Source organism: Bacillus sp. TH19, assembly GCF_016651075.1.
Classification (GTDB): Bacteria; Bacillota; Bacilli; order Bacillales; family Bacillaceae_G; genus Bacillus_A; species Bacillus_A mycoides.
In genome coordinates this window covers 1,545,506-1,560,966 of record NZ_JAEKEO010000010.1, presented here as the reverse complement: position 1 = coordinate 1,560,966, position 15,461 = coordinate 1,545,506, and the positions used below count along the sequence as shown (strand labels likewise).

16 protein-coding genes are annotated in these 15,461 nt (G+C 34.2%); 5 read left to right on the top strand and 11 right to left on the bottom strand.

Annotated features, from left to right (window positions below; translation table 11 throughout):
- Positions 1-111: 111 nt before the first annotated feature.
- Both JFU54_RS25615 and JFU54_RS25610 read right to left on the bottom strand, forming a co-directional pair.
- On the bottom strand, positions 112-1,029 hold the full coding sequence (locus JFU54_RS25615) for a CobW family GTP-binding protein (protein ID WP_201066878.1): 918 nt from the start codon (positions 1,027-1,029) through the stop codon (positions 112-114).
- Between the two features lie 117 nt (positions 1,030-1,146).
- Positions 1,147-2,583 carry a flavin monoamine oxidase family protein gene (locus JFU54_RS25610; protein ID WP_201066877.1) on the bottom strand — a complete coding sequence of 479 codons (1,437 nt, stop codon included), beginning with the start codon at positions 2,581-2,583 and terminating at the stop codon, positions 1,147-1,149.
- 200 nt (positions 2,584-2,783) lie between these two features.
- On the opposite strand from JFU54_RS25610, the gene JFU54_RS25605 reads away from it, so the two are divergent.
- The gene (locus JFU54_RS25605; protein ID WP_002012312.1) at positions 2,784-3,728 is read left to right on the top strand and encodes an L-lactate dehydrogenase; all 945 of its coding nucleotides are present in this window, start codon (positions 2,784-2,786) and stop codon (positions 3,726-3,728) included.
- 112 nt (positions 3,729-3,840) lie between these two features.
- Entirely contained in the window at positions 3,841-4,125 is a 285-nt protein-coding gene (locus JFU54_RS25600) for a YesK family protein (protein WP_002086206.1), read from the top strand.
- Positions 4,126-4,171: 46 nt separating this feature from the next.
- Here JFU54_RS25600 and JFU54_RS25595 read toward each other — a convergent pair whose 3' ends face one another.
- The 3 genes from JFU54_RS25595 to JFU54_RS30130 form a co-directional block, all read right to left on the bottom strand.
- Positions 4,172-5,191: an AI-2E family transporter gene (locus JFU54_RS25595; RefSeq protein WP_033730335.1), complete on the bottom strand. Its 1,020-nt coding sequence runs from the start codon at positions 5,189-5,191 to the stop codon at positions 4,172-4,174.
- 158 nt (positions 5,192-5,349) lie between these two features.
- A complete protein-coding gene (locus tag JFU54_RS25590) occupies positions 5,350-6,960 on the bottom strand; it encodes an amidase family protein (RefSeq protein ID WP_201066875.1) in 1,611 nt (536 codons plus the stop codon).
- A gap of 107 nt (positions 6,961-7,067) precedes the next feature.
- Positions 7,068-7,202, bottom strand: a complete 135-nt coding sequence (locus JFU54_RS30130) for a hypothetical protein (RefSeq protein WP_002012306.1) — start codon at positions 7,200-7,202, stop codon at positions 7,068-7,070.
- Between the two features lie 190 nt (positions 7,203-7,392).
- Here JFU54_RS30130 and JFU54_RS25585 point away from each other — a divergent pair, with 190 nt between their 5' ends.
- Positions 7,393-7,812 carry a GNAT family N-acetyltransferase gene (locus tag JFU54_RS25585; protein ID WP_002126872.1) on the top strand — a complete coding sequence of 140 codons (420 nt, stop codon included), beginning with the start codon at positions 7,393-7,395 and terminating at the stop codon, positions 7,810-7,812.
- A 189-nt stretch (positions 7,813-8,001) separates the two neighbouring features.
- Here JFU54_RS25585 and JFU54_RS25580 read toward each other — a convergent pair whose 3' ends face one another.
- The 4 genes from JFU54_RS25580 to JFU54_RS25565 form a co-directional block, all read right to left on the bottom strand.
- Positions 8,002-8,604 (bottom strand): nitroreductase family protein, encoded by a 603-nt coding sequence (locus tag JFU54_RS25580; protein WP_002135720.1) that lies wholly within the window; start codon positions 8,602-8,604, stop codon positions 8,002-8,004.
- 73 nt (positions 8,605-8,677) lie between these two features.
- A complete protein-coding gene (locus tag JFU54_RS25575) occupies positions 8,678-9,328 on the bottom strand; it encodes a DsbA family oxidoreductase (RefSeq protein ID WP_201066872.1) in 651 nt (216 codons plus the stop codon).
- A 103-nt stretch (positions 9,329-9,431) separates the two neighbouring features.
- Positions 9,432-9,863: an Rrf2 family transcriptional regulator gene (locus JFU54_RS25570; RefSeq protein WP_002012300.1), complete on the bottom strand. Its 432-nt coding sequence runs from the start codon at positions 9,861-9,863 to the stop codon at positions 9,432-9,434.
- A gap of 119 nt (positions 9,864-9,982) precedes the next feature.
- Positions 9,983-10,852 carry a LysR family transcriptional regulator gene (locus tag JFU54_RS25565; protein WP_002012297.1) on the bottom strand — a complete coding sequence of 290 codons (870 nt, stop codon included), beginning with the start codon at positions 10,850-10,852 and terminating at the stop codon, positions 9,983-9,985.
- Positions 10,853-10,949: 97 nt separating this feature from the next.
- On the opposite strand from JFU54_RS25565, the gene JFU54_RS25560 reads away from it, so the two are divergent.
- Complete coding sequence (locus JFU54_RS25560; protein ID WP_002086216.1) at positions 10,950-11,855, top strand: DMT family transporter; 906 nt, start codon at positions 10,950-10,952, stop codon at positions 11,853-11,855.
- Between the two features lie 185 nt (positions 11,856-12,040).
- Positions 12,041-12,817, top strand: coding sequence for an alpha/beta fold hydrolase (locus tag JFU54_RS25555; RefSeq protein WP_201066870.1), 777 nt, complete (start codon positions 12,041-12,043; stop codon positions 12,815-12,817).
- 118 nt (positions 12,818-12,935) lie between these two features.
- On the opposite strand, the gene JFU54_RS25550 is transcribed toward JFU54_RS25555, so the two are convergent.
- Positions 12,936-13,556, bottom strand: coding sequence for a YcnI family copper-binding membrane protein (locus JFU54_RS25550; RefSeq protein ID WP_012260758.1), 621 nt, complete (start codon positions 13,554-13,556; stop codon positions 12,936-12,938).
- 35 nt (positions 13,557-13,591) lie between these two features.
- On the bottom strand, positions 13,592-15,241 hold the full coding sequence (locus tag JFU54_RS25545; protein ID WP_002086219.1) for a copper resistance CopC/CopD family protein: 1,650 nt from the start codon (positions 15,239-15,241) through the stop codon (positions 13,592-13,594).
- Positions 15,242-15,461 lie beyond the last annotated feature (220 nt).

Here is a 15,461-nt window from a genome sequence, read left to right as displayed (position 1 = left end):
AAATTACTGTTTCATTACAGTATTCGTCACGCAAAAAGCTGCAAATAATTGACTTAATTCATTAAGTCAATTATTTGCAGCTTACCTAAAAAAAACGATTAGAAAAACTGATTAATTATTTTCAACTTTCTCTAACCCTTCAGCCAATTGTTTCTTATCTATCCCTTCTCCTATTACTACTAAGTTTGTCGGGAAACCGAAGTCTTGCTCCAGTAAAGTTGGTACGCCGAACGAATATTGGAATAGATGCGGATATTTATCTCCATGGAATTTCACAAATCCTTTTACGCGATAAATACTATCTGGTAAATTCGAAAGCCATTCGTATAATTTATCTTGATCAATCGATTTCGTAAATTGATACGTCATCGTTTGTATATGTAAATGCTGTTTGACATGTAGTGTCTCATGTTCTCCATCTCTCACAAATTCAGCTTCTTCTATATCTTTTAAAGATATATTACAATACTTTGTTTCAAACAATTTCGCATGATTATTTATTGCCTTTACGTCTTCAAGTACTTTGTTCTTATCCGAATCTGTTAATAAATCTGATTTATTAATAAGAATATGACTTCCATATTTCATTTGCTCATGTAATAGCTGTTGTACATTTGCACTTAATATACTTCGGTTTAACCATCTTACTGCATCTAATACGACTACTATAGATTTCACTTCAAGGAAAGGAGCTAAAATTGGTGATACACATGCATCTAACACTTCAATTGGATGTGCGACACCTGTTGTTTCTATATAAATTACATCTGGTCTTTCTTGTTGATATAAAGAATGTAATTGAATTTCAAGCTCTTCTTTTAACGTACAACAAATACATCCTTTCAGCAGTTCCCTTAACACATTCTCTTTTCCAATAATATCTGTATCTACCGAGTATTCACCGATTTCATTCATCAAAACTGCAACTTTTCGATTTTTCTTCTTTTCTGCTAATAATAAATTTTGCAGCAATGTTGATTTTCCGCTACCTAAAAAACCACCTAATATATGAATTTCTACTTTACTCATTCGACCGACCATCCATTTCTCTACTTCAAATTTCTTCAAAGCGTAATTATTACGATTTATATTTATCATTTTATTAAAAGAATACCTATTTGTAAACAAAACTGCTAGATTATCGTTTCATTTTCCATTCACTTCATGAGCAACTCTAATTCCAGACTCGATTGCTCCTTGCATCCATCCATGTGTTAATGTCGTATGTTCTCCTGCAAAGTGCACTCTACCCGCTGGCGGCGTAATATATGGAAACAATTCAAGCTCTTGCCCTGGTTCAAAAGCTGTAAATGCTCCGCAAGAATACGGATTTTGACTCCAGCTAAAAGATTCTCCCGCAACATACTCACTATAAACCACATTTCCATATATTTGCGCTAAATTTTTCAACGCATAACGAATACGTTCTCTATTTGAGAGACTATCCCACGTTAACGCCTCATCTGCCCACGTATAACTCACTAAAACGATAGCCGCCCCTGGTGTATGAATGCCGTAGCTCGGATAATATGTAAAGCGGATAGGTAAATCTGTAATTGACTTACCACCATATTGTCCTGCTCTTTCCCAAAATCTACTTTTAAACTCTATCGCAATTTTAGTTGAAGCAATATAATTTAATTCACGAATTGCCCGCCTTTTATAATAAGAGAATAAATGATATGGCTGAACTTCTACAAATCGCAAAGCTGAAAATGGAATTGTGACAATAGCGATGTCACCAGTTACTATAAATGAATTTAACGTTTGTTCATGTGTTACTTGCATCATTACTTTATTATCTTCCTGTATAATTTTTTCTACTTTATACGGCATAAAAATATTATCCTTTAGCTCTGGTAAAAATGAATTTGGTAATGCATCCATCCCGCCCGTTATCTCATAATATTTCGTCGTTGAAGTGAAAAAGATCATTTCGCGTAATACTTCAATTAAAGACATTCCCATGTATGCTTCCATATCAAGAAGTACTCCGATCATATCTATTGCCCCATCTGAATAATACTCGGTTAAAAATGAACCGAGCGAATATGTTTTATAATTTTTTTCAACAATAATCCAGTTTTTATCCGGATCTTTCTTAATATAATTAAGTATCGGTTCCAATACCCCTAACATTAACCCTTCTGCTGTTTTCCCTCTTTCTTTATCTAAAACTGGATATCCAAGTACACTTGGATCCTTTTCAAACACATCCAATCTCGTTCTTTTGTTATTCGTATAAATTATATCTGAAGAAGTTTTATTAATAAAAAGGTTTAACGGTAGTTTAAATTTATGAATGTAGGCTAAAGTTAAATCATGAGTATCCGGAATACGCATAGGACCTGCGTTAAAATATAATCCTGCACTAAATGGTTCCCGAATCGTATACACCCTGCCACCTATTCTGTTATTCGCTTCTATAATCGTTACCTCATGCCCAGCCTCTTTTAATAAAGATGCTGCAACTAATCCAGATATCCCTGCACCGGCAACTGTAATCCGTTTGGGGTTATTCGTTTTGGCAAGCCCTTCATGAACAATTTGAAGCATTTGTTCCATCGATAATGGATTCCCCATGCCAATTCCCCTTTTACGAAGGATTTTACTGAATTATATTCGTTTAACAGGATTCCTATGTTTCATTCAAGTAATTGAGTGGATACATTTTCAATCACTTGAATATCTTTTATAAAATGTAATAAAATAGATATGAAACTATAGAAGTAAGACGTATTATCTTACATAATAAAATTTATGAAATAGCGAGGAATTTTGAAATGAAAAAAGGTATTAACCGTGTTGTATTAGTAGGAACAGGAGCAGTTGGGTGTAGTTATGCTTACTGCATGATTAACCAAGCTGTAGCTGAAGAATTTGTTTTAGTGGATGTAAATGAAGCAAAAGCTGAAGGAGAAGCAATGGACTTAAGCCATGCCGTTCCTTTCGCACCAGCTCCAACAAAAGTTTGGAAAGGTAGTTATGAAGATTGTAAAGACGCAGATCTTGTTGTAATTACAGCTGGATTGCCACAAAAGCCAGGTGAAACACGTTTAGATTTAGTTGAGAAAAACGCTAAAATTTTCAAGCAAATTGTTCGTAGCATTATGGATAGCGGCTTTGACGGTATCTTCTTAATCGCAACAAACCCTGTAGATATTTTAACTTACGTAACTTGGAAAGAATCTGGATTACCGAAAGAACGCGTAATCGGTTCTGGTACAACTCTTGATTCTGCTCGTTTCCGCTATATGTTAGGTGAGTACTTCGATATTGGACCTCATAACATTCACGCTTATATTATCGGAGAGCATGGTGATACAGAACTTCCGGTGTGGAGTCACGTATCAATTGGTATTCAAAAACTACAAACGCTTCTTGAAAAAGACAACACATATAACCAAAAAGATTTAGATGATATTTTCGTAAACGTTCGTGATGCAGCTTATCACATTATTGAACGAAAAGGTGCTACATACTACGGCATCGGCATGTCACTTTTACGTGTTACGAAAGCAATCTTAAGCAATGAAAACAGCGTATTAACTGTATCAGCATATCTTGAAGGTCAATACGGCCAACAAGATGTTTATATCGGCGTACCTGCTGTTTTAAACCGCGGCGGTGTTCGTGAAATTTTAGAAGTTGAACTAAGTGAAGAGGAAGAATTAAAATTCGATCACTCTGTTCAAGTGTTGAAAGAAACAATGGCTCCTGTTCTTTAATCATATTTTTCAATCAAAAAAGCAATCCGATTTATATTGGATTGCTTTTTTATATTTTTATAGTTCCCCCTCAATTTAAACGGTAATATTATCTATAAAAAGGGGTGATTTCATGAATGATTCTTTGACGATTGCAATCCTCTTGCTAGCTGTAGCATCCTTAATACTTTTCCTCTTCTTAATCATCAGAACGCTATTTCCAACTAAAAAATATGATAAGAATCTCGGATTGATTCTAATTATTTTAAGCTTGTTAGCAATACCGATAAGTATCTTCCTTGTAGGAGGATGGGCAGGTATGGGAGTTAGTGTAATTGCAGTCTTTATTTTTGCTGCTGTTATTATAGCTTTAATTGCAAATACCTTCATTAAACTACCTCCTCCAAAGAAAAAATAATAAATGACCGATGTTTTCATCAAGAGAAAACATCGGTCATTTTCTATCACTTATTATCTTTAATCGGTTCATCATTATTTACATCAAGTACATCTAATAAAAAGATAAAGATTGGAATCCCAATAATAAGCCCCCATATTCCGAGGAAATGCTCTGAAAAGATAAGAATCATAAATGTATAAAAAACAGGTAAATTCGTTTTTGCAGACATAAATTTTGGATTTAATAAATAACTTTCAAGAGCGTGGATTACTGTAATGAACACTAGTATGTAAACAACATACACAACCCCGCCGACGTTATAGGCAATGATACAAAGTGGAAACAAGGAAATGATAACACCAGCAACTGGAATCAAACCGAGTAGAAAGACCATGACAGCCAATACAAGAAGCTGTGGAAATCCTAAAATGACAAGTGCAATTACAGTGAGCACACAATTTACAACCGCAATTAAAAACTGTGCTTCAATCACTTTTCCGAACGATCTTGCAAACCTTTCACCGAAATATGCAATCTCCTCATAAAAAATTTTTAATTTACTATCTTTAAATTTAGACGTGAATGAAATAATTCGCTCTTTTTCCAATAAGAAAAATAAGCTTAGAATAAGAGACAATAGTATTTGCAAACTTACCTTTCCTATGTTTGCTATTGATTGATAAATGACATCCACACCTTGTTCAATATATTTTGATACTTCCATTTCATTAATTGCTGAAAGTACGTATCTAATCATCTCATTATCAGGTGGATGTTGAAAAAACAATTTAAATTGATAAATTAATTGTGAAATTTGTATCGTTAGCACAGGTAAATATTTATATAATGTAGTTACAATAAACGTCACTAATACAATATATAAACAAGCAATAACCACTTTCCTATTTACTTTCAATTTTTTTGAAATAAACTTTTGAAATCGATCCATCAAAAACGTGAGAATAAACGTAATTAATATTAAATTAATCATACTTTTTAATCCATATAATACAAGCACTAATATTATTAAAACGAGAAACCGTTGAAACCCTCTACTTCGAAAGAAATTTTTCACTTCATTCATTAAAAATTAACCTCCCCCTTCAATGGATGGAAATTGAATATATTACATTTTATGAACTTCTATAGACAATCTTTCTTACTAATTGGGAAGAATCCTTTTTTTCTTTTTAAATGTCGGATTTTTCATCTAATACTTTTCTAAAAACTACTTTATCAACTCTATATTTTAGGAGATCTTCTATTTTTAGATTGCTGTTCATACGCATATCCAATATTAAAAAGTTCTTTTTCACCAAACTGTTTCCCAACAAACACTACGCCTACCGGCTGCCCATCAGAATCATGCCCTGCCGGCACTGCTAATTCTGGATAACCAGCCACAGCTGATAGAAGAACTTCATCGTTATTAATCATCACAAGAGCATCCAAACCTTTTTCTACTAAATACCTATCTAGCTCTTTTCTTGCATTTTCTTGACTCGTTTGAACTACTTTTTCAAACTCACCTTTCGTTATAGCAGATTTTTCAGAGCCCTCAATTAATGTTTGTCCATATTTCATTCGTCTTTTACTATCTTTTTTATTAAACGCTATAATCTCTTCTAACGATTTTACAGGCACGTTTTTTTGCTTCGAAAGATAGTCGTTAACATTATGCTTGAACTCATATTCTAATGTTTGCAGATTATCTACACCCTCGCTGTTTAACTGAATATCATCAGTCAATATCGCACCTGCATCTTGAATGTCTTTTCTAATCTTTTCTGCTACTGCTTTTCTATTTTCATCTTGTTGATCTACAGAAAAAAGAATCCCTATCTTTTTCCCTTTTAATCCATCTATCGATAAATCATTCGTATAATTTATTCTATCTCTATCTTTCATTTTTTCTGTCATAGCATCTTTTTCATCATAACTTACCATTGTATTAAATAACGTTGCCGCGTCTTTTACCGTTCTTGCCATAGGTCCTGCAGTATCAAGCGTTTCAGCTAACGGAATAATTCCAGTTCTACTAATCATACCTAAAGATGGACGTAATCCAACTACTGATTGCTGAGATGCTGGTGCTACAATTGATCCAGTCGTTTCTGTGCCAATCGCAAGCGGTGCAAAATCTGCTGCAACTACTGTAGCAGATCCAGAACTTGATCCCGATGTATCAAACTTAATCGGACCGTATGGATTTAAATTTTGTCCTTTCTTCCCACTATATCCACTTGGCATTGTAAAAGATAAATAATTTGCCCATTCAGACATATTCGCTTTTCCTAAAACAAAAGCACCTTCTTCTTTCAACTTCTTCACGATCGTCGCATCTTCATCTGCAATCCAATCTTTTAATACATAAGTTCCTGCGCTTGTCGGCATCACTTTTTCCGTTTGTATATTATCTTTTACAATGACAGGAATGCCATATAAGTTCGATTTCTTCTTTAACGCTCTCTCTTTATCTAACTTTCGTGCTACTTCCATCGCATTAGGATTAATCTCTGTAACAGCATTTAATGATATTCCACTTTGATCATGTTCTTGTATTCTAAAAAGATAAATACTCGTTAATTCTTCATATGATAATTCCCCATCATCAACCATTTTTTGAAGCTCATCCACAGTCGCATTTACAACTTCTTTTTCTTTTATCTTTATATTATCTATGTCGATCCCTTTAAGCTGATTATGTATCGGTTTTAACACTCTGTCTTTATCATATACAATACGCTCAGGTTCCTTTGGAAAATAATTTTTATACACGTAATATCCTCCGGCACACGCCAATAGAACAATACCTCCGGCGATAGACAACGTTATCTTTACCCATTTTTTCATGTTGCTTCCTCCACTCTAAAAGTTGCTCATTTATATGAAAAAGAGAGTTACCTTTTACTTAACTCTCTCCAATCAAAATGCTAAATGAAAAAATGAAAGATTTCAATCTAATTACTTTTTTTTTGCATTTGCTTTGCTAACAATTCCTTCACCTGATTATATGTTAATCCTGAATTTTTATTTAAACGTTTCACTTCATCAACATCAGTACCTACCACTGTATATTTTTTCTCATCATTCATTTTTCTACTTCCTTTCTCACCGGATTATTTCTTATATTTCTTCCCTAAACTCTTATAAATTAACACAAATACAAATAAGGAAACTACACTAAATTCAATAACTAAAAGGAGTTCTGTTGCGTAAGAGGAATAGATAGAAAAATGTCGAATTTATTATACTTGTTGAATTTGAGGACTTGGAGGATAAATTTTGAAAAAATATGAGTTTAAAAATAACATTCCAACATTGGAAGAGTACAAATATTTGTGCGAGTCTGTGGGATGGACTAATTATATGAATTTTGAAGTGGTGGAAACATCACTGAAGAATTCTGTTCACTGCATCACAGTCAAGGATAATGAACAAATTGTGGGTATGGGGAGAATTGTTGGTGATGGGGCTATCTATTTCTATATTCAAGATATAGTAGTCCATCCAGATTATCAGAAAAATGGAATCGGGAAAGAAATCATGCATATTTTGGTTGAATACTTAAATCAGAATGCCCCTGATAAGGCATTTGTCGGTTTGTTTGCATCACAAGGTAAAGAATCGTTCTATGAAAAATATGATTTTAAAGATTACTCACCAAACATGACGGGTATGTTTACTGTAATTTCAAAAAAATAAACATAATAGATTTTTAATTATACGTCATCAATATTAAAGAAATTGTTCTCACAGTAATGCTTATCTTAAATAAGATCTTCCACGATTGGGTGTGAATATTAAATAAGAAAGGACAGTAGATAGTATATATACTATCTACTGTCCTTTCATTTATCTAACTTTTTTAATTTTGATTTTGAATTGTATTTTTTAATAAAATTTCACTACATCTTCAGTAGGTAAGAATGTTCTTTCCCCTGGTTGTTCATTTGGCTCACCAAATGGCATTTGTCCTACTAAGCTCCACTCTGCTGGAATGTTCCAAGTTGCTTTCACTTCAGCATCTACGATTGGATTGTAATGTTGTAATGACGCTCCAATTCCTTCAGCCGATAATAGCATCCATACAGTATGTTGTAGCATTGCATTTCCTTGATGAGACCAGAATGGGAACTGATCTTTATACAATGGTGCATTTTCTTGCATTTTTTCTACTGTTGCTTGATCTTCAAAGAATAGAACTGTTCCTACACCTGCATGGAAGCCTTTTAGTCTTTCTACTGTTGCTTCAAAATTTTCTGCTGGTACGCGTGATCTAAGCGTTTCTTTTACGATATCCCAAAACTTTTCATGCTCTCCATCCATTAATACGACCATACGGCCACTTTGCATATTGAAAGAAGTTGGTGCATGTAAAGCTGTTTTTAATACTTCTTCAATTCTTTCCTTTGTAATTGTAGCGTTTTTTGTTACTTTACGAATTGAACGACGGTTCACGATTGCTTCTTTTAAGTTTGTTGTAGTTGCTGACATTTTAATTCCTCCAAATATATGTTTTATTATTTTTATTTAAACAAATCAACTTGATTCTTTCATGCAAGACGAATTAGCAATATCCATCCGTCTTACAATGCATACCTTCAAATGAATTTGTTTTATCCTTTTCGATTTCTTTATCAATTACTCTTTGTAACGTTTCTTTACTAGCAAGTCCTTGAATGACTTCATCTCCAATCATGACAGTTGGAACAGCCATAATATTTGCTTCATCATATGCATGCTGAATTGCTTCTTGATGTTTTTCTTTATATTTACGATTTACTAAAGCATCTTTAAATTCAGCTTCAGGAAGCCCTACTTCTACCGCTAATTTCGTTAATACATCAATATCTTCAATGTTTTGCTCTTCTTGGAAAAACGCAGTAAATACTCGGTGATGATACTCATTTCCAAGTCCACGCTCTTTCGCGAATTGGCACCCTTCAAAAGCTAAATGTGTATATGGATGCGGAGAAACGCGTGGCAGACGCATTTCAACCCCTAATTTTTTTGCAGTAGGAAGAATGAAAGAATCCCATGAACCTAACTTATCTGGCTCGTTCCAAGGATCTATTTTAGAATATGGACTTGGACGCAATTCAAATGGCATCCATTCGATTTCCACATCTTTCTCTTTCGCTACTTCATCTAATGGGCCTTTTGCTAAAAAGCAAAACGGGCATATAAAATCTGAGTATACTTTCATTTTTACAGTCATATCTTTTACACCTTACCTTCTTTTTATTTTTAGATGTAACCAAAACAGTTACAATTTTAAGAAAAAAATATGCATTCTCTTTTAGAGACTTGCAATTATCATATTATGCATTCATTTTTTGTTGTAAAGATTCAAATAACTGCCCCATCGTAATATTTCTCAACACTTCTTCCATCGCAGATTGCGCCTGAACTAAAATAACCTCTAAAACAGCTTGAATATTCGCCCCAATTGGACAGTCTGGATTCGGTTTTTCATGAATGTGAAATAGTTTGTCTTCTTCCACTACATTCACTGCATGATACACATCTAATAATGTGATTTCATGTAAATCCTTTAATAATCCCGCGCCACCCGGACCGCGTTTGACGTATACAAACTCAGCTTGTTTCAAGTAAGACGTTATTTTTCGAATTACTACCGGATTTGTATTTACACTTTCGGCCATATAGTCCGAAGTACAAACTGAAGATGGATTGTTTTTCAAAATAGATAAAATATGAACAGCTATAGAAAAGCGGCTACTAATTTTCATTGTGATTACCACCTCGATGTAATCATTATAGTTACAACTAGAGTATAAGTCAATCCTTTTTACAAATTTTTTAAAGCAAATAAAAAAGTGCCCCATTACAATATATGAGACACCTCTTCTTATTCTGCAAACAAGTCTTGAAATTCTTCAATAAATAGCTGCACAGCGATTGAAGAATCCTTTAATGAAGGAACAGCTAAAGCAATTTCTCTCCATACTTGTGGTTCCAATTCTCTCGTTTGTATATTCTTTGGTAAACTCGTTAAAGATAACTCAGCCAAAATTGCGATTCCTAATCCTTCTTGAATCATATTTAAAGCTGTTGTAACTGTGGAAATTATATATTCAGCCCGAAGTGGTACGTTCGCTTGTTTAAACATATCGATAATGGGTGGTTCGTACCCACCCTTACATAATATGATCGGTTCATTCTCTAAATCACCTATTGTAATAGAATCGTTCTTACAAAGAGGGTGATCCTCTCTTAAGACAACAACCATTTTCCCCTTCGTTAAGGGCACGATCTCCATATCTTTATTAGGCAAAATAACAATTCCTATATCAACAACCCTCGATACTAACCAATCTTCAACTTCTTTAATCGTGCCTTCACAAAGAACGACTTCTAAGTTCGGATACTTCTCCTTAAAAAGATTTATCATTTTGGGTAAGAAATGTGCAGAAGCACTCGGAAAACTCCCAATTCGAATCGTCCCAACTTCGTGCCCTTTCTCCATCGCTACTTCTTGTTCAATCTTCTCAACGCCGTTTAAGATTTCTCTAATATGTACAAGAATTCTATTTCCAACATCCGTAACGATTAGCCCTTTTCGTTTATCGCGTATAAGAATGGTAACTCCTAACTCTGACTCAATGCTTGAAATCGCATGACTTACAGCTGGCTGTGTCATATTTAACATCCCGGCAGCCTTCGTAAAACTCCCTAATTCAACCGTTTTAATTAAAACTTGAAGTTGTGTAATGGTCATAACTAATCACTTATACTCCTTATAAAAAAGATTCATTTTATTTATCATAGTCGATATCATATCATAGTGAAATGGAATACAACAAGGAGGGATTACAGTGACACAGCTTTCTCGAACTAAGACTGCCATAATCCTTACATTTCTCGTTATTATGTGGGGAATTAATTGGCCGTTATCAAAATTCGCTCTGCATTACACACCACCCGTACTCTTTGCAGGGATTAGAACATTAATAGGAGGATTTATCTTACTTACTTTCGCATTACCAAAATACAAACAATTAAATTTGAAGGAAACTTGGCATTTATACTTTATTTCATCTTTACTCAATATTATTTTGTTTTACGGACTACAAACTGTCGGACTTCAGTATATGCCCGCCGGACTCTTCTCCGCAATCGTATTTCTCCAACCTGTCTTACTCGGCATTTTCTCATGGATTTGGCTTGAAGAATCTATGTACGGCTTGAAAATTTTCGGACTTATTCTTGGATTTATTGGTGTTGGGGTTATTAGCTCTAGTAGTTTAACTGGACATATTTCTATTATCGGTGTACTACTTGCTTTAGGGTGCGCTATCGGCTGGGCACTCGGCACAGTATTTATTAAGAAAACTGGACACCGCGTTAATGCCATTTGGATGGTAACACTTCAGCTTATTATTGGCGGACTTTGCTTAATCGGATTTGGTTCAGAATTTGAGAGCTGGTCTAACATCGCTTGGAGTATACCATTTGTAAGTGTACTACTATTCATCTCGTTCTTTGTTATTGCAATGGGATGGCTCGCTTACTTTACACTTGTAGGAGCTGGTGAGGCAAGTAAAGTTGGGGCTTATACGTTCCTTATCCCACTGATCGCTATTATTGTAAGCTCTATTTTCTTACATGAGGCCATTACAATTAGCTTATTCATCGGACTTTTATTTATTATCGTAAGCATTTGTTTTGTAAATATAAAGCCGAAAGCACTTGCTGTAAGGCAGCAAGTTGAAGTGAAATAAATAGATATGAGAAAGAGTCTACCACTTGTAGGCTCTTTCTTTTTTACCATTTTATCAGTACAGTCACTTAACATCTTAGCAAAAGGAAAATTTTCCTTTTTTATTGTATGATGATAATTAAGTAGAAAATAGTATCTCTAATACATATGTATGGACTAACAATTCTAATCATAAGGGGGAATTATATGGTTTTACAGTATAAGGAATTTGGAGAATCAAGCTCTCCACTTATGGTTTTTATTCATGGGGGCGGAGTCAGTGGATGGATGTGGGACAAACAAATTAAACATTTTACTAACTTTCACTGCCTTGTTCCTGATTTACCCGAGCAAGGGGAAAATAGTAGTAAGGATCATTTTTCAATACACTTTAGTGCTGAAAAAATCATTGAATTAGTTGAAGAAAAAGGACAAGGTAAAACTGTTATAGTAATCGGTTTTTCGTTAGGTGCTCAAGTATTAATTGCAATGCTCAGCATGAAACCAAACTTAATTCAATACGCTATGATAAATAGCGCATTAGTTAAACTAATTCCTTTCGCTAAAACATTAATAAGATCCCTTGGCTTAACCTATCCACTTATAAAGAGTAAGACGTTTTCCAAAATACAAGCAAAATCAATGTACATAGATGAAACACAATTTGATAACTATTATCATGAAAGTTGTCAAATAAGTAAAAATACATTTGTGAGGATATTAGAAGAAAATATGTCGTTTACAATACCAAAAGGTTTCGAGAATGCTAGTAGCAATATATTAGTGACTGTTGGAGAAAACGAAAAAAGAATCATGAAAGACTCGATGACTGCAATCCTTGAAAGCAATCCTACTTGCACAGGTATTATCATTCCTAAAATCGGTCATGGAATCCCTTTAGCAAATCCCAAACTATTTAATACTTTAATTGAAAACTGGCTTAAGCATGATAACCTACCAGAAGAAGTAATGACAGTCAATTGAGTTCCTTATCTTAATAAACCATGTTGTATTTGTAGCTCTAATCCCACTTGAAGCTGCTTAATCTCAAAATTTTATTAACAAAGGTCCCATTACTTTCAATGAGACCTTTCAATGTTCCCTACTTTTTACGACGTACTACAAAAACACACGTACCTACGGAAGATACAATTGCTAAAACTGATAAAACAATTGCTATTGTTTGCATATTACTTGTACCTTCATTTTTTTCCACACTAGATACTTCACCATGTTCTCCTGTTAATGATGTACCTTTTGCAATCGTAGTAAGTGAATGGGGCTTTTCAGCTTTCTCATCGCCTGTCCATTCAACAATTTCTCCATCTTTATATTGTTGATATGCATTCCAAGCTATTTGTTGCTCTTTATCTGGATTTTTAGCAACGAAAGTAAATCGTTGGAACTGACCAGGTAAAATCCCTTCTCCAGTTGCTTCCCATATTACAGTTTTAACTTTTCCAGCTGCATCTTTTTGTTCTTCCACTTTCCACCCTGGCACTGGCTCGTGCTGTTGAAACTCGACTCCAGACGGTATTTTCAGTGTGACTTTTGTTGTTGCCATATTCTTTTCAACAGGTACCTTTATTGTATAAGTCTCCCAAGAGCCAACGTCAGAAGTTGCTGGTTTCACAGTTACGTGAGCACTAACAGGTAACGAAAAAATCCCCATTGCAATTATTGTTGCGATCATTGTTGTTCCTAATTTTTTTATACGTTTCATTTTCTATAAACTCCTTTTCATTTATAACGTCTTTTTTATCTGCCACCTACAATAAATTTATAATCCGTATCGAAACTATCAAGAGATTTTGTTAATCCGTGAACTTGTATATTCCAGTTTCCTGTCATGTTAATATACATACCTTCCGCTTCATATTCTCCCGGTGACACTGCCGAAACTTTAAATGAACCTTTGCCCATATTCATATCTAAAGATTGAGTCGTCAATACAATTTGTTCCATATCAGTAACAGGCTGTCCATTCTCATCCTTCAAAGTAATATGAAATGTATTCTGTCCTACCTTATTAGGACTTACATGTAAAGTAAGTTCATATCCATTATCTAATTGTTTACCCTCTGTAAAAGGTCCCGTAGGAGGCATCGGCGGCGTTTGTACATTTGTCATAAACGCTACGATTACGAAAACGATAATTCCAATGATAAACTCTACTTTCACCGTGGCTCCTAACCTTTGCTGCGCTCGCATTCTCCCTTTCACATAATGAATAATTCCCAATATCCCCATACACACGAATAAAAGTATCTTTGCTAATAAGGCCAATCCATACTTCGTATCAAATAGGGAATGGATCGTGGGAATAAAAAATGTACTGTTAAAAAGACCCGTTAATAAAATCACTATGACAGCACCTGTTGCCCATGGCGAAAAACGCTTAATCGCATCCCAATACATAGTCCACTTGTCATCCTCTTTACGTAAAAGAAGAACAATCGATGATAGCCCCCCGATCCATAACGAAGCTGCGAATAAATGTAGAAAGTCCATAACGACAGCAATTTCTTTAAACTTTAATCCATATGCATGACTATTGAAAGCTTTCATAACCAGTAACCCCATAAATAATACAATTGGAATGCTCCATACTTTAAACGACGAAAGCCTCTCACTCTTCACTGCAAAATATGTAACAATTATAAGCGTACTAATAAGAGCCATTTGAGTGATCCATACATAACCAAAAACAGATAGCTGTAATGTTTCTTTTAATAATAAAGGATCGAATGCTTCTAACCATGAAACATCAGCATTTATTTTCGCCTGCAATGGTAGATTGAATAGTAAACTAATAAATATCCCAAATAATGATATCCATATTATTCTCTTACTCCTTGATTGAACTGAGGTTGCATTCCCTTTATACATAATAAGATTAAAGAATAGAACTCCTAAAAATAGTGAGAAACTTGTATATAGAACCCCACGTTCCATGATCATATCGATTTGCGGAACATAGCCCATCTCTTCTACTTGTATATCATCTGTTCCCGCTTCTGCTAATCCAATACGGAATGGAATAACTCCTTGAATCGGATGTCCATCAGCTGAAATAGCTTTCCACTGAATAGAGTAAAGACCATTTTTGAGATTCTCTTTTAACCCAGCCTCTAATATTTTTTTGTTTTTCTTATCAATATGTGCATCTTTTAAATCTACTCTTTTACCTGAGGTGTCTCTTACGAACAATGTATTAAAACTTGAAACTTGTATGTCCTCATCGAATTCAATTTTCACAACAGATGGTGCTTTCTTTAACGTTTCATTTTCAGCAGGATTTGATTTCACAACATACGCATGAGCAGATGCACTTTTTGGTATCAATATGATAAACACGCACGCTATTAATAGCCATGCCCCTAACCTTCGTATTACTTTCACAATCATTTCACTTCTTTCTTCTTTCTCGCTACACTTTCATTACTTTATACTTCCTAGCTTAATTTCCTGACGAAATATTAACCTGATTAAGTATTTTTTTATACAACATGACGCTTTCTTTCTCCCCACCTTTAAGCTTCTAATATAATAGCAGCTACTTTAATTAAAACAACTTACATTTTTAAAGTCGATTGTTATTATATCATAAAATATATTTATGTAAGTT

What these genes read in the sequence shown, in the direction of transcription:
- JFU54_RS30130 (WP_002012306.1), bottom strand. Translation starts at nt 7,202, where the DNA reads ATGAATGATGAGAAAAAATATACAGTGGTAGGTACTGATGTTGATGAA.
- JFU54_RS25570 (WP_002012300.1), bottom strand. Translation starts at nt 9,863, where the DNA reads ATGAAAATTAGTAGCCGCTTTTCTATAGCTGTTCATATTTTATCTATT.
- JFU54_RS25545 (WP_002086219.1), bottom strand. Translation starts at nt 15,241, where the DNA reads ATGATTGTGAAAGTAATACGAAGGTTAGGGGCATGGCTATTAATAGCG.
- JFU54_RS25600 (WP_002086206.1), top strand. Translation starts at nt 3,841, where the DNA reads ATGAATGATTCTTTGACGATTGCAATCCTCTTGCTAGCTGTAGCATCC.
- JFU54_RS25575 (WP_201066872.1), bottom strand. Translation starts at nt 9,328, where the DNA reads ATGACTGTAAAAATGAAAGTATACTCAGATTTTATATGCCCGTTTTGC.
- JFU54_RS25605 (WP_002012312.1), top strand. Translation starts at nt 2,784, where the DNA reads ATGAAAAAAGGTATTAACCGTGTTGTATTAGTAGGAACAGGAGCAGTT.
- JFU54_RS25580 (WP_002135720.1), bottom strand. Translation starts at nt 8,604, where the DNA reads ATGTCAGCAACTACAACAAACTTAAAAGAAGCAATCGTGAACCGTCGT.
- JFU54_RS25555 (WP_201066870.1), top strand. Translation starts at nt 12,041, where the DNA reads ATGGTTTTACAGTATAAGGAATTTGGAGAATCAAGCTCTCCACTTATG.
- JFU54_RS25565 (WP_002012297.1), bottom strand. Translation starts at nt 10,852, where the DNA reads ATGACCATTACACAACTTCAAGTTTTAATTAAAACGGTTGAATTAGGG.
- JFU54_RS25610 (WP_201066877.1), bottom strand. Translation starts at nt 2,583, where the DNA reads ATGGGGAATCCATTATCGATGGAACAAATGCTTCAAATTGTTCATGAA.
- JFU54_RS25595 (WP_033730335.1), bottom strand. Translation starts at nt 5,191, where the DNA reads ATGAATGAAGTGAAAAATTTCTTTCGAAGTAGAGGGTTTCAACGGTTT.
- JFU54_RS25615 (WP_201066878.1), bottom strand. Translation starts at nt 1,029, where the DNA reads ATGAGTAAAGTAGAAATTCATATATTAGGTGGTTTTTTAGGTAGCGGA.
- JFU54_RS25590 (WP_201066875.1), bottom strand. Translation starts at nt 6,960, where the DNA reads ATGAAAAAATGGGTAAAGATAACGTTGTCTATCGCCGGAGGTATTGTT.
- JFU54_RS25550 (WP_012260758.1), bottom strand. Translation starts at nt 13,556, where the DNA reads ATGAAACGTATAAAAAAATTAGGAACAACAATGATCGCAACAATAATT.